Annotated in this window: 18 protein-coding genes; 4 read left to right on the top strand and 14 right to left on the bottom strand. The window is 66.1% G+C overall.

Annotated elements, in window-relative coordinates:
• Positions 1-72: 72 nt before the first annotated feature.
• The 5 genes from C7T96_RS13795 to C7T96_RS13775 form a co-directional block, all read right to left on the bottom strand.
• A complete protein-coding gene (locus C7T96_RS13795) occupies positions 73-543 on the bottom strand; it encodes a DUF1203 domain-containing protein (protein ID WP_106571791.1) in 471 nt (156 codons plus the stop codon).
• Between the two features lie 81 nt (positions 544-624).
• The gene (locus tag C7T96_RS13790; RefSeq protein WP_106571790.1) at positions 625-1,155 is read right to left on the bottom strand and encodes a GNAT family N-acetyltransferase; all 531 of its coding nucleotides are present in this window, start codon (positions 1,153-1,155) and stop codon (positions 625-627) included.
• Between the two features lie 2 nt (positions 1,156-1,157).
• Positions 1,158-2,009: a 3-mercaptopyruvate sulfurtransferase gene (sseA, locus tag C7T96_RS13785; protein WP_106571859.1), complete on the bottom strand. Its 852-nt coding sequence runs from the start codon at positions 2,007-2,009 to the stop codon at positions 1,158-1,160.
• 215 nt (positions 2,010-2,224) lie between these two features.
• A complete protein-coding gene (locus C7T96_RS13780) occupies positions 2,225-2,965 on the bottom strand; it encodes an alanyl-tRNA editing protein (protein ID WP_106571789.1) in 741 nt (246 codons plus the stop codon).
• Positions 2,965-3,999 carry a cysteine synthase A gene (locus tag C7T96_RS13775; protein WP_106571788.1) on the bottom strand — a complete coding sequence of 345 codons (1,035 nt, stop codon included), beginning with the start codon at positions 3,997-3,999 and terminating at the stop codon, positions 2,965-2,967. Before C7T96_RS13775 ends, C7T96_RS13780 begins: the two co-directional genes overlap by 1 nt.
• A 275-nt stretch (positions 4,000-4,274) precedes the next feature.
• Between C7T96_RS13775 and C7T96_RS13770 the strand changes: the two genes are divergently transcribed.
• The 3 genes from C7T96_RS13770 to C7T96_RS13760 all read left to right on the top strand — a co-directional run bounded on the left by C7T96_RS13770 (position 4,275) and on the right by C7T96_RS13760 (position 6,812).
• Positions 4,275-4,916, top strand: a complete 642-nt coding sequence (locus tag C7T96_RS13770) for a ChrR family anti-sigma-E factor (RefSeq protein ID WP_106571787.1) — start codon at positions 4,275-4,277, stop codon at positions 4,914-4,916.
• A 40-nt stretch (positions 4,917-4,956) separates the two neighbouring features.
• On the top strand, positions 4,957-5,757 hold the full coding sequence (locus tag C7T96_RS13765) for an SDR family NAD(P)-dependent oxidoreductase (protein WP_106571858.1): 801 nt from the start codon (positions 4,957-4,959) through the stop codon (positions 5,755-5,757).
• Between the two features lie 83 nt (positions 5,758-5,840).
• Complete coding sequence (locus C7T96_RS13760; RefSeq protein ID WP_106571857.1) at positions 5,841-6,812, top strand: alpha/beta fold hydrolase; 972 nt, start codon at positions 5,841-5,843, stop codon at positions 6,810-6,812.
• Positions 6,813-6,960: 148 nt separating this feature from the next.
• Here C7T96_RS13760 and ccoS read toward each other — a convergent pair whose 3' ends face one another.
• From ccoS to ccoN, 8 genes are all read right to left on the bottom strand, one after another.
• Entirely contained in the window at positions 6,961-7,149 is a 189-nt protein-coding gene (gene ccoS / locus C7T96_RS13755; protein WP_106571786.1) for a cbb3-type cytochrome oxidase assembly protein CcoS, read from the bottom strand.
• A complete protein-coding gene (locus tag C7T96_RS13750) occupies positions 7,146-9,434 on the bottom strand; it encodes a heavy metal translocating P-type ATPase (protein WP_106571785.1) in 2,289 nt (762 codons plus the stop codon). The genes ccoS and C7T96_RS13750 overlap by 4 nt, the downstream gene beginning before the upstream one ends.
• On the bottom strand, positions 9,431-9,928 hold the full coding sequence (locus C7T96_RS13745; RefSeq protein ID WP_106571784.1) for a FixH family protein: 498 nt from the start codon (positions 9,926-9,928) through the stop codon (positions 9,431-9,433). The genes C7T96_RS13750 and C7T96_RS13745 overlap by 4 nt, the downstream gene beginning before the upstream one ends.
• A complete protein-coding gene (gene ccoG, locus C7T96_RS13740) occupies positions 9,928-11,484 on the bottom strand; it encodes a cytochrome c oxidase accessory protein CcoG (RefSeq protein WP_106571783.1) in 1,557 nt (518 codons plus the stop codon). The genes C7T96_RS13745 and ccoG overlap by 1 nt, the downstream gene beginning before the upstream one ends.
• Positions 11,485-11,706: 222 nt before the next feature.
• Complete coding sequence (ccoP, locus tag C7T96_RS13735; RefSeq protein WP_106571782.1) at positions 11,707-12,567, bottom strand: cytochrome-c oxidase, cbb3-type subunit III; 861 nt, start codon at positions 12,565-12,567, stop codon at positions 11,707-11,709.
• Between the two features lie 3 nt (positions 12,568-12,570).
• Positions 12,571-12,732, bottom strand: coding sequence for a cbb3-type cytochrome c oxidase subunit 3 (locus tag C7T96_RS13730; protein WP_106571781.1), 162 nt, complete (start codon positions 12,730-12,732; stop codon positions 12,571-12,573).
• A complete protein-coding gene (gene ccoO / locus C7T96_RS13725) occupies positions 12,732-13,463 on the bottom strand; it encodes a cytochrome-c oxidase, cbb3-type subunit II (protein WP_106571780.1) in 732 nt (243 codons plus the stop codon). Before ccoO ends, C7T96_RS13730 begins: the two co-directional genes overlap by 1 nt.
• A gap of 13 nt (positions 13,464-13,476) precedes the next feature.
• A complete protein-coding gene (ccoN, locus tag C7T96_RS13720) occupies positions 13,477-15,093 on the bottom strand; it encodes a cytochrome-c oxidase, cbb3-type subunit I (protein ID WP_106571779.1) in 1,617 nt (538 codons plus the stop codon).
• Positions 15,094-15,320: 227 nt separating this feature from the next.
• Here ccoN and C7T96_RS13715 point away from each other — a divergent pair, with 227 nt between their 5' ends.
• Entirely contained in the window at positions 15,321-15,749 is a 429-nt protein-coding gene (locus tag C7T96_RS13715) for a hemerythrin domain-containing protein (protein WP_238719848.1), read from the top strand.
• Between the two features lie 40 nt (positions 15,750-15,789).
• Here the strand turns inward: C7T96_RS13715 and C7T96_RS13710 are convergent, their stop codons facing one another.
• The gene (locus C7T96_RS13710) at positions 15,790-16,518 is read right to left on the bottom strand and encodes a Crp/Fnr family transcriptional regulator (RefSeq protein ID WP_106571778.1); all 729 of its coding nucleotides are present in this window, start codon (positions 16,516-16,518) and stop codon (positions 15,790-15,792) included.
• Positions 16,519-16,665: the final 147 nt, after the last annotated feature.

Genomic DNA, 16,665 nt, shown 5'->3' with positions numbered 1-16,665 from the left:
ATCCTCCCCACTGGCCCGCGGGTTTCGATCCCGCGGGTCTTCTTTTTGATCGGTCGGCGACAAGCCTGCGGCTCAGCCGCGTTCGACGCGCAACTGATAACATGTGTTGCTGGCCGAGCGCATGTGCAGATAGGCGATCTCGCGACGCTGCAACAACGCATGCGCCCGTGTGCATATGTCATGTGTCGGCACGACCGAACCCGACCCGTAGACGATGCGATCATCGAATCCGTAACCGCGCAGGATATAGGCGGGCGTCGCCTGGAACATCACCGGCATGACGTCGCTTTCCGTCGCCCGCTGGCAGTGTTCGGCATGCAGAAAGATCGGGCCCGTCTCGGCATAGGGCTGCAGGTCCGCAAACGGTCGGTACGCAAGGATCAGATAGGGTTCGCCCTCGTCGACATTTCTAAGACAATGGCGGCACGGCACTTTGGAACCGTCGGAAATATGCCGTTCGGGGACGTTTCCGTAAGCGTCGGTGCCCCCTGCCTGCAAGGCGCGGACCGCATCGGTAGGTAAGGCAACGAAACGAATGCGCATTGACGACCTCCTTGGAGCGGAGGCCATCCATAGAGCTGCCGGAAATGTCCCGCCACCCGTTTCACGCCGCACAAAAGCCCTTCACGTCCACGGCTCGACCGTCTCCTGCGACCAGGAGACCGGAACAAAACCCATCTTCTGATAAAGTTGCAGCGCGCGCGGACTGTCGAGCGTGTTGGTGTGGATGGTGACCTTGTCGGGATCGTGCGCCCAGGCGGCATCGATCGCGCCCGACAGGAAGAAGCGGGCCAGCCCCCTGCCCTGAAAATCCGGCATCAGCCCGAAATAGAGGATTTCGACCTCGCCGGCGAGACGCGACAGGTCGAGCTCGAAAAACCCGGCCGGGGCGCCGTCGACATAAAGCACCTCGATCTCGGTTGTCGCTCCGTGAACGGCCTGTGCGAGCGCGGCATCCGAACAGTTTCGGCGCAGCGACCAGTGATGCGGCCGGCCGACCTGCTCGTAGAGATAGCGGTAGAAATGCAGCGGGATGGAACCGACTCGCATCATGGCCAGCCGCGCCCCGAGCGGCATCGGCACCGGCTTGCCAGGAGGCGCGGTCATTTCCAGATGGGTGACGCGCGCCACAAGCGTGTTCGTCGTCCCAGCCATGGTCACGGTGCGCCGGTCTCGACCGGCGTGTCGTCGCGACCGCCCCACTCCGTCCAGGAGCCGTCGTAAAGCCGGGCGTCGGCATGGCCGAGGCTCTCCAGCGCCAGCACCAGCACGGCGGCCGTCACGCCCGATCCGCAGGAGGTGACCACCGGCTGCGACAGGTCGATGCCGGCCGCCTCGAAGGCCTGCCGCAAGGCGGCCGGCGGCAACAGCGCCCCGTTTTCGGCCACGGACGCGATCGGCACGTTGCGCGCGCCTGGCATGTGACCCGAACGCACGCCCTGGCGCGGCTCCGGCTCGCTGCCGGCAAAACGCCCCGGCGATCGCGCATCCGCGATCTGGCTCGTGCCCTGCTCCACGATCCGGCGCATCTCGTCCAGCGTGGCCACCCGGCCTTCGTCGAAATCGGTCTCGAACAGGCAGGAGGCGACCTTGGTCGGCTTCGCGGTCACGAACCGTCCCTCCGCTTTCCAGCGGTCGATCCCGCCTTCCAGAATGCGGACCGTCTTGGCGCCCATGACGCGGAACATCCACCAGGCGCGGGCCGAGGAAAACAGACCCGGTCCGTCATAGACCACGATCGTGTCGCTGGCCGAAATCCCCATCGAGGCGGCGAAGGTGGCAAAGGTCCGCGGCGACGGCAGTGCGTGCGGCAGGTTCGAATCGGGATCGACAACCAGGTCATGATCGAAAAACACAGCCCGGGGAATGTGGCCTGCCTCATATTCGGCGCGCGCGTCGCGGCCCTGCGCGGGCAGGTACCAGGAAGCGTCGACCACCGACAGGCCCGGATCATTTAGATGCTCGGCCAGCCAATCGGTCGTGACGAAGAAGGCGTCCTTGTCTGTCATCGCGATCACCCGCTCCCGAACCGCCATCGGCGGCGAAACACAACACTGCATTCCTGTCGCATTTTTGCCAACGCGCGAAAAGCCGCGAGCCAGTTGGACGGTCGCTTATTCGCGAAGCCGCCGGGAAGAACAACTCGCGCGGCCCGCGACGGTTCCGGCCGGACGGTCGTGGAACGTTGTGGACCGGCAGTCCGGCCTGACTATTGGATCAACAGTCAGGTCGGCAACGCGCCGAACCGGATGCGGAAGCGGCGGTTTTCGCGTCCCTTCTTCTCGATCTTGCCGATATGGATTTCGCCCACTTCCTGGGTTTCCGACACATGCGTGCCACCGCAGGGCTGGCTGTCGACCGACGCCTCGGCGCCGATGCACACCAGCCGGATACGGCCCGAACCCGCCGGCGGGCGCACGTTCTTGGATTTCACCAGGCCCGGATTGGCGGCCAATTCGTCCTCGCCGATCCATTGGGTGAAGATCGGATGATTGGCCGTAACCAGCGCCATCATCTCCGCCGTCAAGCCCTCCTTGGTCACGCTGGCGTCGGGCAGGTCGAAATCGACCCGCGATTCGTCCTCGCCGACCGCCGCACCGGTAATCGGATAGGGACACACCACGCTCAAGAGATGGCAGGCGGTATGCATGCGCATCAGCTTGTAGCGCCGCGCCCAGTCGATATGCAGCACCAGCGTCTCGCCGATCTCCGGCCGGGCGGCATCCGGGGCCGGCAGATGGACGACCTCGTCCTTGGTCTGGCCGGTGATCGTGCCCGCGATGGCGATCCGCGATCCGTCGGCGCGCTCGAAAAAGCCGGTATCGCCGGGCTGTCCGCCGGACGTCGCATAGAAATTCGTCCGGTCGAGAACCATTCCGCCGCGCTCGTTGATGCCCGTCACCGTGCCCTCGGCGGTCGACAGATAGGCATCCTCGCGAAACAGCGCCTGGGTCGCGGCATCCATTACGCCACCTCCTCGAACGGCACGCTTATGTCGCTGGTCTTTTCGATCCACTCGGGCACTGGCAGCGCCTTGCTGCGCAGAAACGCCGGATTGAACAGTTTCGATTGGTAGCGCGTACCGTAATCGCACAGCACCGTCACGATGGTGTGGCCGGGGCCGAGCTCGCGGGCCAGGCGCACCGCACCGGCAATATTGATGCCGGTCGAGCCGCCCATGCACAGGCCTTCTTCGCGCACGAGATCAAAAATGATCCCGAGCGCCTCGTCGTCGGCGATCCGATACGAAAAGTCGGGCGTGAACCCTTCCAGATTGGCGGTGATGCGCCCCTGGCCGATGCCCTCGGTGATCGAGGAGCCTTCCGATTTCAGCTCCCCTTCGGTGTAATAGGAATAAAGCGCAGCCCCCATCGGGTCGGCAAGCGCGATCTTGACGTCCTTGTTGTGCGCACGCAGCCCTTCGGCGATGCCGGCCAGCGTGCCGCCGCTGCCGACGGAAGCCACGAAACCGTCGACCTTGCCGACCGTCTGCTGCCAGATCTCGACCGCCGTGGTTTCGACATGGCCCTGGCGATTGGCGACATTGTCGAACTGGTTGGCCCAGATCGCGCCGTTGGGCTCGGTTTTGGCCAGTTGCTCGGCCAGCCGGGCAGACAGTTTCACATAGTTGTTCGGGTTCCGGTAGGGAACCGCCGGCACCTCGATCAATTCCGCGCCGAGGATGCGGATGGCGTCCTTCTTCTCCTGGCTCTGGGTTTCGGGAATGACGATCGCGGTGCGATAGCCGAGCGCGCGGGCCACCAGCGTCAGCCCGATGCCGGTATTGCCGGCCGTCCCTTCCACGATCAGCCCGCCCGGCCTCAGGAGCCCGCGCTTTTCGGCATCGCGCACGATGAACAGGCCGGCCCGGTCCTTGACCGACTGGCCCGGGTTCATGAATTCCGCCTTGCCGAGAATCTCGCAGCCGGTCTCCTCCGAAGCACGCTTCAGCCTGATCAGCGGCGTGTTTCCGATGGCGTCGATCACCGATCGGTCCATGATATTTTCCTTCGTCTGCCCAATGGCCGCGCGCCGGACCGGCCGGCGGCACCCTTCTATTTCAGGTCTAAGCAGGCGACGGGTGGCTTTCAAGTCGCGTTTTTTTGCCAAAACAGGCCAAACAGCGATTATTTTTGCGCCTTGCCGACACGACACCCGAACCGGCTTTCCGGTTGATCCGGTTGGAGCCGGCGTCCGTATGTGGCACAAGAACGTCGCCGAAAATCGGATCGAAGTCCGGTTTTCGCCCACGGCCAGCCTTCCGAGGTCACACCATGTCCGCCGTACAAACCGCCGATTCGCTGATCGCGAGCCATGTTGCCGGCACCTTGCCGCTGCCCGCGCACGTGCTCGTGGCCGCGCACCTGCAACTCAACAACGACAACCGCGCCTTCGCCGGCGAGTTGGAACGCCTCGGCGGGCTTGGCCTGTCGCAGGCCCGACCCGTCGCGCTGTCGGATCGCGACCGCCGGCTCGCCTCCGTCCTCGACGGCCCCGCACCGGCCGCCCCATCGCACCCGCAAGAGGCTCGAGACGGCCTGTTTCCGCCCGTGCTGCGCGACTTTGTCGGCTTCGACGTCGCCGATGTGCCCTGGCGCACAAAAATGCCCGGTTTTCGCGAGCACGATGTCGGTGAGATCGACGGCTGCCATGTCAGCCTGTTCTGGATCCGGCCCGGCCGCGCCATCCCCGCCCATACCCATGGCGGGCTGGAACTGACGCTGGTGCTGGACGGCGCCTTCAACGACGTCAACGGCCGCTACGCACGCGGCGACATATCGATCGCCGACGAGACGGTCGAGCACCGGCCGGTCGCCGAGAAGGACCGTCCTTGCATCGGCCTGGCCGTCACCGACGCGCCGCTGCGTCTGAGCGGTCCGCTCGGCCGCAGGCTGATCGACATTGTCGGCGGCTGACGACGCAGCCGGAATTCCTGCCCGCACCGACGAGGTTTCGATGTCTCTTTATCGCGCCGGACCAACGGATGGCGTCGCCTGGGTGACGGGCGCCAGCAGCGGCATCGGCCGCGCCCTGGCGCTCGAGCTCGCCCGCGACGGCTACACTGTCGCCGTCACCGCCCGGCGCACGGAGCGGCTTGAGGCGCTCGCGGTCGAGGCCGAGCCGCTCGCCGGCAGCATCCGGCCTTTCGCCTGCGACGTCACCGACGAGCACGCCATGGCGGCCACCGTGGCGGCGATCGAACGCGACTGCGGGCCGATCGCACTCGCCGTCTTCAACGCCGGCGACTATTTCCCCACCCGCGGCGAGGCTCTGGGCACGCGCGAATTCGTCGACACGTTCGGCGTCAACGTGTTGGGCACCGTGTTCGGCCTCGTGCCGGTCGTCGAGCGCATGAAGACCAGGGGCCGCGGCCATGTCGCCATCATCGGCTCCGCCTCCAGCTACGGCGGATTGCCGCGCGCCGCAGCCTACGGCGCGACCAAGGCCGCTCTCAACACCATGGCAGCCGGGCTGAAGTTCGACTTCGACCCGCTCAACATCCGCATCCAGGTCTTCAATCCGGGCTTCGTCGCGACCCCGCTCACCGAACAGAACCGTTTTGCGATGCCGGCTCTGATCAGCGTCGAGACCGCCATCGGGCGCATCCGCGACGGGCTGCGCACGGGCGGTTTCGAGGTCTCCTTCCCACGCCGCTTCACATGGGTGCTGAAACTGCTCGCGCTGCTGCCCTATCCCGCCTATTTCGCGCTCGTCCGGCGCGCCACCGGCTGGCACCGGCGACCCCGCAAAACCTAGAACCGCGCGCCGTGCGACCGCGAGCGATTGCGCGGCCCGCCAAGCCGGCCTATGGATCGGACGGCAAGGAAACGGAGGAGCACATGCGGCGGATGATCGGTATCGTCGTGGTTGCGATCGCCGCCGGAGCGGCAGCCTGGTTTCTGGGACCGCGCGTGGCGCGCGACACCACCGTCAGTTTCGACCCCGCCGCGATCGGCCAGGATGTCGAAGCCTGGCTCGCCGACAAGGAAGCCCGCGTGCCCAACCTGCGCCCCGGCGCGGAAAAGCAGGTCGTGTGGGCTTTTCCCGCCTCACGCGCCCGCACGCCGCTCGCCATCGTCTACGTGCACGGGTTTTCCGCCTCCAAGGACGAGATCAGGCCGGTGCCCGACCGCGTCGCCGCGACGCTGGGCGCAAATTTGTTCTTCACCCGCCTGACCGGTCACGGCCGCGATGGCCCGGCGATGGCCGAGGCCAGCGTCAAAGCCTGGGTCGACGACTATGCCGAGGCGCTGGCGGTCGGCCGGCGGCTGGGCGAGCGCGTGGTGGTCGTCGCGGTCTCGACCGGCGCCTCGATCGCCGCCTGGGCGGCGACCCGGCCGGACCTGGCCGAGGGCGTTGCCGGCTACGTGCTGATCTCACCCAATTTCGGCGTGCAGGCCGGCGGTGCCGGCTTCCTGGCCGGGCCCTGGGGCCTGCAGATCGCCAAGCTCGTCGCCGGCGACGAACGCGGGTTCGAGCCGCACAACGACGCGCATGGCCGCTTCTGGACCTCGCGCTATCCCACCGAGGCGCTGCTGCCGATGGCGGCGATGGTCGAAATCGCCGCGACGGCCCCCGTCGAGACCGCAACGGCCCCGGCGCTGTTCATATTGTCCGACCGCGACAAGGTCGTGCGCCCCGACATCACCCGGCAGATCGCCGGACGCTGGGGGACTGCGCACGAGCTGCGCACCGTCGAACAAAGCGACGACCCGTCCCATCACGTGATCGCCGGCGACGCGCTGTCGCCCGGCAACAACGACCGGGTCGTTGACTGGATCGTCGAGTGGGTGCGCGTGCACGCCGAGTAGAACCTCTCCGGGCGCAACGGAAGCCGGTTCGCCATTCAAAAAACACGTTAAAACAACAAGTCAGAGAACGGCCCTGGAGCCGCCGTCGGCCCACAAACCTCCGCTCATTTCTCAGCCGGGCCTCCCGGACGCGGCCAGGCGAGCCTGGTCAGGACTGCCGCCCCCCATCCCTGCCGCGTTCGTCCTCGACCGGGTCTTCCCCGTCGTCGTGCAGGATACGTTCGGCCGCGCCGTCGAGATCGTCATATTGTCCGCTCCTGAGCGACCACAGGAAGGCTGCGAGGCCGATCATGCCCAGAAAAAGCGCGACAGGGATCAGAATGGCAAGGTTGATCATGCCGTCTTGCCGCCGGCCGGCGCGGCAGCAACCGGGGCCCGCTCCGAAACAAACGCGTCGGCTTTCGCGGCGGCCTTGCCGCCCCGCAACCGCAGCGCATTGGCGATCACCAGCAGCGAGGACAACGACATCGCCGCCGCCGCGATCAGCGGGGTGACGAAGCCGGCGACGGCGATCGGCACCGCGATCACGTTATAGGCGATGGCGAGCCCGAAATTCTGCCGCACCAGCCGGTCGGCCCGGCGCGCGATCGCGATCGCGAACGGCACCGCCTGGAGGCTGTCGTGCAGAAAGACGAAATCGGCGGCATTGCGTCCGATATCGGCCGCCGTCGCCGGCGCCATCGACACATGGGCGGCCGCCAGCGCCGGCGCGTCGTTGAGGCCGTCGCCGACCATCAGCGCCTTGTGGCCGTCCTGCGCCAGGCGCGCCAGCCGTTCGGCCTTGTCTGCGGGCAGGACCCCGGCGCGCACGGTCGCAATTCCAAGCTCCGCGGCCACGGTGTTGGCGTTGGCGGCCGTGTCGCCGCTCAGCAGTTCGACGTCGAACCCTTGGTCCCGCAATGCTGCGAGCGCGGCACCGGCATCGGCGCGCAGCCGGTCGCGCATGCCAAACCGCGCCAGGATCACGCCGTCCCGCGTCAGCACCGGATCGCCGGCGTCCCCGGCCGCTCCCGCCTCGGCGCCCGCGCACGCCCAGTCCGCACGGCCCAGCCGGTAGCGGCTGCCGTCCGACCGGCCCTCGATGCCGCAGCCCGGCACTTCCTCGATATCGGTGAAAACCAGCGCGTTGCTGCGCGGGCTGTCGAAGGCCCGGGCCAGTGCGCGCGAGACGGGATGGCGCGAATGGGCGGCCAGCGCGGCGACATGCGCGGCGGTCGCCGCGTCGATGCGGTCGGCCTCGGCGATCGCCGGCCGGCCGACGGTCAGCGTGCCGGTCTTGTCGAACACGACCGTGTCGACTTCGGCGAGCCGCTCCATGCCCGAGCCGTCCTTGACCATCACGCCCCGTTCGAACAGCCGCCGCGCGGCGACGACCTGAACGATCGGCACGGCCAGGCCGAGCGCGCAGGGACAGGTAATGATCAAGACGGCGATGGCGATCGTGATCGCGCGGTGCCAGTCGCCCGTCGCCGCCATCCAGCCGACAAAGGTCGCGAACGCGGCGAGATGGACCAGCGGCGAATAAAGCGCGGAGGCGCGGTCGGCGATACGCCGGTAGCGCGCGCGCCCGCCCTCGGCCGCCTCCATCAGCCGCACCATTTCCGCTAGGAAGGACTCGCGCGCCGCCGCCGTCGCCTCGACCAGCAGCGAGCCGGTCAGATTGACCATGCCCGCCCGCACCGCGTCGCCGGCCGTCATCGGCTGCGGCGCGCCCTCGCCGGTCACCAGCGACACGTCGATGTCGGACCGCCCCTCCAGGATATGCCCGTCCACCGGCACCCGGTCGCCGGCCGCGATACGCAGCCGCATGCCGGGCTCGATCTCGTCGAGCGGCAGGAAGCGCGCCTGTCCGTCGGCGCCGATCACCGTCGCCCCGCCCGGCGCCATCCGCGCCAGCCCGCTGACGGCCACGCGCGCGCGTTCGCGCATGACGTGGTCGAGCGTGCGGCCGATCAAAAGGAAAAACAGCAGCGACACCGAGGCGTCGAAATAGGCGTGCTGGCCGTGGTTGATCGTCTCGTAGAGGCTAAGCCCATAGGCCATCGACACGCCGAGCGCGATCGGCACGTCCATGTTCATGCGCCCGTGCTTGAGCGCGCCCCAGGCCGATCGATAAAATATGCCGCCGGCGAAAAACAGTGCCGGCATCGCGATCAACGCCGACAGCCAGTGGAACAGATCGCGCGTCGCACCGTCCGCACCCGACCAGACCGAAACCGACAACAGCATGATGTTGCCGGCCGCGAACCCGGCGACGGCCAGGGCCCGCACCAGTTCCGACAGGGTCTTGTCCTTGCCGGCGGTGCCGTCGTCGCTCAGATGCGCGGCGTAGCCGAGGCGGTTGAGCGTGTCGACGATTGCCGGCTGTGCGTCGTCGCGCCAGCGCACCCGCACCCGTTTGGTCGACAGGTTGACGCGCGCCTCCTCCACGCCGTTGAGCCGGCCAAGCGCGGTTTCGATCGTGTGGATGCAGCCGCCGCAATGGATCGCCGGCACGGACAGGTCGCTCTGGCGCACGCCGTCGCCGAGATCGCGGCTGGCCAGACGCAACTCCTCCGGGCCGGGGCCGGCCGGCACGTCGTCGCGCGCTGCCCCCTCGACGCCCGGCGCGCAGCAGCTCATCTGATCCTGCCCCCGGTGACGCGAACCCGCTCGACCTGGCGATAGGGATCGGGCTGGCCGATATCGGCCAAAATCTCGACGATCCAGCCGCCATCGGCGATTTTGATCGTTTGGGCAAAGGCGCCCGTGCCGGCGCGGGCGAGCCGCAGCGTGAGGTCGCCCTGTTCGGAGACCGGCCGGCGGAAGATCATGCGTACGGCCTCGGCCGATACCGGGTCGCCGGATCGGTCGGTCAGCCGGTAGCTCACCGTGCCGTCCGCGATCGTCAACTCGCCGCGCCAGCCCAGCGCCTGCTGCGCGCGGGCGAGTGCCGCCTTTTCGTTGAACTGCTGGCTGGCCACATAGGAGTTCTTGACCACCAGGCCCGTCCAGCTCCGGTTCGCAAGCGTCGCCATGGTGAGGTTTACGGCAATGATGGTCCCGAAAAAGGCGAGCATGATGATGAGCATATGCCGGCCGGTGAATTCGCCCTTGGGGCGCGTGGGAGTCTTCATCATCTCGCCTCCGGCGCATTGAACGTCGCGGTGTAGGCGTCGCTTTCGAAACTCGCCTTGTCCTCGGCGATGAAGCGGAAACGCTGCGTCGTGCCGTCGATCAGGTCCTGCGGCTGGCGCACGAAGATTTTTAGCGTCCGCAGCCGGTCGGGTTCAACCGGAATCACCATCGACCGCCCTTCCGGCTGGTCGATGCCGTTGGCCGTCATCGTCGCGCCCGGCAGGCCATCGAGCGACAGGAACACCACGCGCGGCTCCGGAATCATGTTCAACAGCTTGACCGTATAGCCGTTGCGGATCGAACCGTCGGCGAGCGTGACGAATTGCGGATTGCGGTCGTGCAGCACGTTGACCTCGAGCCGGTCGCGCGAGAACAGGGCATAAAGCAGCACGACGCCGATCAGCGCCCACATGCCGAAATAGACGAAGGTGCGCGGACGAAAGAGCTGGCGCAGACGGAAATGGCGCACCTTGTCCGACAGGCCGCCGCTGTCGTCGCGCACCCGGCGCGGGTCGATCGGCGCGGTGCCGCCGACGGTCGCGAGCGCCATGTTGGCGTTGTATTCGTCCAGCGTGGCATAGGAGATCAGGCCGCGCTCCTTGCCGATCTTGTCCATGACGGCGTCGCAGGCATCGATGCACAGCGCACAGGTGATGCATTCCAGCTGCTGGCCGTCGCGGATGTCGATGCCCATCGGGCACACGGCCACGCAGGCGTTGCAGTCCACGCAGTCGCCGACCGTCTGGCCAGCCGCCGCGGCCTTCTTGGCGCCGCGCGTGCGCGGCTCGCCGCGCCAGTCATTATAGGTGACCGTGAGCGAGTTTTCGTCGAGCATGGCCGCCTGGATACGCGGCCACGGGCACATATAGGTGCACACCTGTTCGCGCATCAGCCCGCCGAACACATAGGTGGTGGCGGTCAGGATGGCGACGGTGATGTAGGCCACCGGCGCCGCCTCGCCGCGCGCGAAATCGATCAGAAGGCCGGGCGCGTCGGCGAAATAGAAAATCCATGCCCCGCCGGTCGCCACCGCGATGACCAGCCAGATCGCGTGTTTTGCGACCCGCTTGGCGATCTTGCCGGCGCTCCAGTCGGCCTTGTCGAGCTTCATGCGCGCATTGCGGTCGCCCTCCACCCAGCGTTCCACGACCAGAAACAGGTCGACCCAGACCGTTTGCGGACAGGTATATCCGCACCAGGCCCGGCCGACCGTGGAGGTGATAAGGAACAGGCCGACACCGGCCATCACCAGCAGACCGGCCACGAAGATGAATTCCTGCGGCCAGATCTCGATGAAGAAGAAGTAGAAGCGCCGATTGGCGAGATCGATCAGGACCGCCTGGTCCGGCGCGTGCGGTCCGCGGTCCCAGCGCAGCCACGGCGTCAGGTAATAGATGCCGAGGGTGACCAGCATCACCAGCCATTTGAAGCGCCGGAACTGTCCGCTGGCGCGTTTGGGAAAGATCTTCTTGCGCGCGGCGTAGAGCGGCTGGCGCACCTTGGCCGAATTGACAGCCTCCGCCTCGTGGCGTTCGACTTCGCTCGTATTCAGCATTCTCGTCTCCTGGGCAGACGTACCGCGACCACTCGGCACGGAACAGGGCGGGACTGCTCGGCCCGTGCCCGGCCGCGGCAAGCTCGAGATGCCCGATCCATATCGCCCCGGCCTTGATTCAGGTCAACAAGGCCGACTAAAGATAAAAAAGGGGCCCGGCGCGAAGCCGGACCCCCCTCGCCCGGACGGCCCCAGGACGAATAGGGAGGTTCCCGCCATGCCCTATTCGCCGCCGCCAAGCGAATGCACGTAGACGGCCAGTTCCTTGACCGTCACATCGCCAAGCCGCTCACCCCAGCCCGGCATCACGCCGTGCTTGGGTGCGCGCATCTGGCTGGCGATGTCTGCGACCGTCGATCCGTAGAGCCAGATCGCGTCCGTCAGGTCCGGCGCGCCGAGATCGGCCATGCCCTTGCCGTCGTCGCCATGGCATGCCGCGCAGTTTTCGGCATAGACCGTTTGGCCACGCTCGGCGGCCGCCGCATCGGCCGAGCCGCCCGACAGCGACACGACGTAATTGGCCGCATCCGTGATCTGCTCGCCCTCCAGGTAGTCGAAGGCCGGCATCTCGGAAAACCGCGTCTCGTCATCGCCGGCGAAGCGGATGCCGTGGGCGATCGTCTGGTAGATCTGCTCGATCGAGCCGCCCCACAGCCATTCGTCGTCGTTGAGGTTGGGATAACCGGCCGAGCCCTGTGCGCCCGAGCCGTGGCACTGCACGCAGTTGACCTTGAACGCGGCCGAACCGGCCGCCACGGCGAACTGGCGCAGCTGCTCGTCGGCGAGAACCTCCGCAACGTCCTTGCTGGCCACCGCCGCAACATAGTCGCCCTTGGCGGCCTCGGCCGCGTTGAGCTCGGTGCGCACGTCCTGGCGGCTCGAATAGCCCAGCACGCCCGTCGTCGCCGTCGAGATCAAAGGCCAGGCCGGATAGGCGATCGTGTAGCCGATCGACCACACGATGGTGGCGTAGAAGGTCCACACCCACCAGCGCGGCAGGGGATTGTTGAGCTCGCGGATGCCGTCCCACTCGTGACCGGTGGTTTCGACCCCGCTCACCTCGTCGATATGGTCCTTGCTCATGCCTCAGTCATCCTTCAACGGAATCTGCGCCGCACGCTCGGCCGCCTTGCGTCCTCCGGGACGGAAGACGAACAGCACGACGCCGATGAAAAAGATCATCAGGAACAAAAGCCCCCAGCTGTCGGCGAAGGCGCGCATGGTGTCGTAGTTGAAGAAGCGTTCCATCACCGGTATCCCGCAGCTTCGTCATAGGTGGAAAAGTCGACAAGCGTGCCGAGCATCTGCAGATAGGCGACGAGCGCGTCCATCTCCGTCAGCGCGGCCGGATTGCCGTCGAAATCGCCGAGCTTGGCCTTCGGATAGCGCGCCTCGACGCCCGACGTGTCGGCATTCGGGTCGGCCTGGGCGAGAAGGTCGGCCTTGGCCTCGGCGATCATCTCGTCGCTATAGGGAACGCCGACCCCGCGATTGGCCTCCAGGTGATAGGCGATCTCGTCGACCGGCAGCGGCGTTTCCTTCAGGAACGCGTAGCTCGGCATCACCGATTCCGGCACCACCGAGCGCGGCTCGATCAGATGCTGGACATGCCACTCGTTGGAATAGCGGTCGCCGACGCGGGCCAGATCCGGTCCCGTGCGCTTCGAACCCCATTGGAACGGGTGATCGTACATCGATTCCGCCGCCAGGCTGTAATGGCCGTAGCGCTCGACCTCGTCGCGGAACGGCCGGATCATCTGCGAGTGGCAGGTGTAGCAGCCCTCGCGGACATAGATGTTGCGCCCGGCCAGTTCGAGCGGCGAATAGGGCCGCATGCCCTCCACCTTCTCGATGGTGTTTTCCAGGTAGAACAGCGGTGCGATCTCGACGATCCCGCCGACCGTGACCACCAGGAACGACCCCACCAGAAGCAGCGTGGCGTTCTTTTCGATAATTTCGTGTTTGTCCATCAAACCCATCGTGCGGGCTCCCCTATTCGGCCGGCTGGAGGGCGGGTGCGGCCCCGCCGATCGGTGCTTCCTCGCGCTGATGGCCGAGGATCGTCATGGTGATGTTCCAAACCATCACCAGCGCGCCGGCGAGGTAGAGGGCGCCGCCCATGGCGCGGACCACGTAATACGGGAACATCGCGGCGACCGATTCGGCGAACGAATAGACCAGGAAACCTTGATCGTCGTATTCGCGCCACATCAGGCCCTGCTGGATGCCCGACACCCACATCACCGCCGCGTAGACGACGATGCCGAGCGTGGCCAGCCAGAAGTGCCAGGTCACCAGCCTGAGCGAATAGAGCCGCTCGCGGTACCACAGCTTCGGCACCATGTAGTAGACCGCCGCGAACGAGATCATGCCGACCCAGCCGAGCGCGCCGGAATGCACGTGGCCGATCGTCCAGTCGGTATAATGCGACAGCGAATTGACGGCCTTAATCGACATCATCGGGCCTTCGAAGGTCGACATGCCGTAAAAGGCGATCGCCAGCACCATCAGCCGCAGCACCGGATCGGTCCTCAGCTTGTCCCAGGCGCCGGACAGCGTCATCAGGCCGTTGATCATGCCGCCCCAGGAGGGCATCCACAGCATGATCGAGAACACCATGCCCAGCGTTTGCGCCCAGTCGGGTAGCGCGGTGTAATGGAGATGGTGCGGCCCCGCCCAGATATAGAGGAAGATCAGCGCCCAGAAATGGATGATCGACAGCCGGTAGGAATAGACCGGCCGGTTCACCTGCTTGGGCACGAAATAATACATCATCCCCAAAAAGCCCGCCGTCAGGAAGAAGCCGACGGCGTTGTGGCCGTACCACCATTGCGTCAGCGCGTCCTGCACGCCCGCGAAGGCCGAATAGCTCTTGCTGCCGAAAAACGAGACCGGGATCGCCAGATTGTTGACCACGTGCAGCATCGCGATCGTCACGATGAAGGACAGGTAGAACCAGTTGGCGACGTAGATATGCGGTTCCTTGCGCTTGAAGATGGTGCCGAGGAACACGACCAGATAGGCGACCCACACGATGGTCAGCCACAGGTCGACATACCATTCCGGCTCGGCATATTCGCGGCTTTGCGTGATGCCGAGCAGATAGCCGGTGGCGGCCATGACGATGAAGAGCTGATAGCCCCAGAACACGAACCAGGCGAGATCGCCGCCGAAAAGCCGGGCCCGGCATGTGCGCTGGACCACGTAGAACGAACTGGCGATCAGGGCGTTGCCGCCGAAGGCGAAGACCACCGCCGAAGTATGCAGGGGACGCAGCCGTCCGAAACTCAGCCAGGGCTCGATGTTCAGGTCGGGAAAGGCGAGCTGGAGGGCGACCACGACACCGACCAGAAAACCCGCGATCCCCCAAAACAGCGTCGCGATCGCGCCATAGCGGATCGGTCCGTCCATGTAGCCCGACCGCTCATCGACCGCCGGCCCCGCCGGCGAGAAGCTCGTATTGCGCAAAAGCACCACGGCCGACCCGAGCAGGACGAAAAACAGAACCCACATATGGGCGGCGAACTGCGCATCGCGCGCGAAAGCCGCTGCGACCAGGGCAAGAAAGGTCATAATGCCGATCCCTGCGATCGCTGTGCCGTGTCTCATTGCGTATCCCCTGACAATGGTCTCAAGCGGCGAATCCCCCCTCCGGGCGATCCGCTCCATGCGTCTTCACGCAGCAAGCGTCCCGATGCCTTGATCTGAGTCAAGGTCGATTGCACCGGCCGCGACCACTGTGCCCAACAGAATAAACAGAATGGACAACGATGCGGATCGTGGCGTCAGGCAGGATGGACCGGAGCTTTTCCTCGCCCCTCCCTCTCGATAGTGGCTTGCCGCCGGCTGTGTTGCTGCGGCGCGCGCACGGCTTCAAGCTCGACATGTGCCACGCGCTGGAACGAATCGCCGACAATCTGCCCGACAATATCGACCGCGTGGAATGCCTGCGGATCGCCAACATATTGGCGCCGTCCATCCGGCAGATTCACGTCTGCGAGGAAAACGACATCTTCACCGCCTATGCGGCGGCGCTGGCGGTATCGGCCGACGCCGACATGGAGACGCTGCGGCGCCTCAAGGCCGAACATGTCGAGGATCAGTGTTTCGCCGACGAGGTCACCGAAACCCTGCTCGGCATCGGACATGGCCGGGCGATCGACAATGCCGAGGCGGTCGGTTTCATGCTGCGCGGCTTTTTCGAAACCATGCGCCGCCACGTCGCCTTCGAGCGCGCGCACATCCTGCCGGTGCTCGACCGCTAGGCCATGGCAATGCGCCACAGGTCCGCGGTCGCGGACCGCTTCAGTCGCCGCTGCGCAGTTCGAGCCGTTCCAGGCTTTCCACGATCACGTGGCGGTTGTTTTCGATCGTGATCACGCCGTCCGCGCGCAGCTTGGTCAACTGCCGGCTGACGGTTTCGATCGTCAACCCCAGAAAATCGGCGATGTCGGCGCGCGTCAGCGGCAGGTCGAACGTGGTCTTTCCCCCCTCCGGCGACGCCGCCGGGTCGATGTTGCGGGCGATCAAGAGCAGAAAGCTCGCCACCTTCTCGCCGGCCGTCTTGCGCCCGAGCGTGACCATCCAGTCGCGCGCGTCGTCGAGTTCGCTCAGCGTCTGCTGCAGGAGCCGGTGTTCGAGCCCGGGCGATTCCTTCATCATCCGCTCGACCGCGGCCTTGGGAAAGCTGCACAAGGTCACGTCGGTGGTCGCTTCCGCGCCCAGCCTGCTTTCCACCTTGAAGGGGCGGCCGAGGAAGTCGGGCGCGAACTGCAGCCCGACGATCTGCTGGCGCCCGTCGGAAAGCCCCTTGGTGAGCTTGACCACGCCGGAAAGCACGTTGGAATAGGAATCGACCGCCTCCGCGTCGCCGACCAGCTCGGTTCCCGGCTCCACCTTGCGTTTCCACGACGCCTTCGAAAGGGCCTGCAACTGGTGCTGGTCGAGCGCCGCGCACACCCCGCCATGACGCGCCTCGCACGACTGGCACAGGACTGGAATATCGGAATTATGGATGTCTTTTCGCGTCGTCATGGCGCCGCCTCGAATGTGAACAGCATCTTATATAACACCGGCCCGACCGCAAATCCCGCGTCAGTTTGTCGTTTTCTCCGGCTTTGCTCGCGAATTTGATCAACATCAAAGCGCCGACGCAACCGGCTCGGCATGGCTGGTGCCGAG

Source organism: Nitratireductor sp. StC3 (assembly GCF_003015025.1).
Lineage (GTDB): Bacteria > Pseudomonadota > Alphaproteobacteria > Rhizobiales > Rhizobiaceae > Mangrovimarina > Mangrovimarina alexandrii.
Note: the sequence above shows the minus strand (reverse complement) of the source record. Positions and strands in the feature narration are given on the sequence as shown.

Coding starts and splice junctions, on each gene's coding strand:
- C7T96_RS13795 (WP_106571791.1), bottom strand. CDS start 543: ATGCGCATTCGTTTCGTTGCCTTACCTACCGATGCGGTCCGCGCCTTG.
- C7T96_RS13790 (WP_106571790.1), bottom strand. CDS start 1,155: ATGGCTGGGACGACGAACACGCTTGTGGCGCGCGTCACCCATCTGGAA.
- sseA (WP_106571859.1), bottom strand. CDS start 2,009: ATGACAGACAAGGACGCCTTCTTCGTCACGACCGATTGGCTGGCCGAG.
- C7T96_RS13780 (WP_106571789.1), bottom strand. CDS start 2,965: ATGGATGCCGCGACCCAGGCGCTGTTTCGCGAGGATGCCTATCTGTCG.
- C7T96_RS13775 (WP_106571788.1), bottom strand. CDS start 3,999: ATGGACCGATCGGTGATCGACGCCATCGGAAACACGCCGCTGATCAGG.
- C7T96_RS13770 (WP_106571787.1), top strand. CDS start 4,275: ATGTCCGCCGTACAAACCGCCGATTCGCTGATCGCGAGCCATGTTGCC.
- C7T96_RS13765 (WP_106571858.1), top strand. CDS start 4,957: ATGTCTCTTTATCGCGCCGGACCAACGGATGGCGTCGCCTGGGTGACG.
- C7T96_RS13760 (WP_106571857.1), top strand. CDS start 5,841: ATGCGGCGGATGATCGGTATCGTCGTGGTTGCGATCGCCGCCGGAGCG.
- ccoS (WP_106571786.1), bottom strand. CDS start 7,149: ATGATCAACCTTGCCATTCTGATCCCTGTCGCGCTTTTTCTGGGCATG.
- C7T96_RS13750 (WP_106571785.1), bottom strand. CDS start 9,434: ATGAGCTGCTGCGCGCCGGGCGTCGAGGGGGCAGCGCGCGACGACGTG.
- C7T96_RS13745 (WP_106571784.1), bottom strand. CDS start 9,928: ATGAAGACTCCCACGCGCCCCAAGGGCGAATTCACCGGCCGGCATATG.
- ccoG (WP_106571783.1), bottom strand. CDS start 11,484: ATGCTGAATACGAGCGAAGTCGAACGCCACGAGGCGGAGGCTGTCAAT.
- ccoP (WP_106571782.1), bottom strand. CDS start 12,567: ATGAGCAAGGACCATATCGACGAGGTGAGCGGGGTCGAAACCACCGGT.
- C7T96_RS13730 (WP_106571781.1), bottom strand. CDS start 12,732: ATGGAACGCTTCTTCAACTACGACACCATGCGCGCCTTCGCCGACAGC.
- ccoO (WP_106571780.1), bottom strand. CDS start 13,463: ATGGGTTTGATGGACAAACACGAAATTATCGAAAAGAACGCCACGCTG.
- ccoN (WP_106571779.1), bottom strand. CDS start 15,093: ATGAGACACGGCACAGCGATCGCAGGGATCGGCATTATGACCTTTCTT.
- C7T96_RS13710 (WP_106571778.1), bottom strand. CDS start 16,518: ATGACGACGCGAAAAGACATCCATAATTCCGATATTCCAGTCCTGTGC.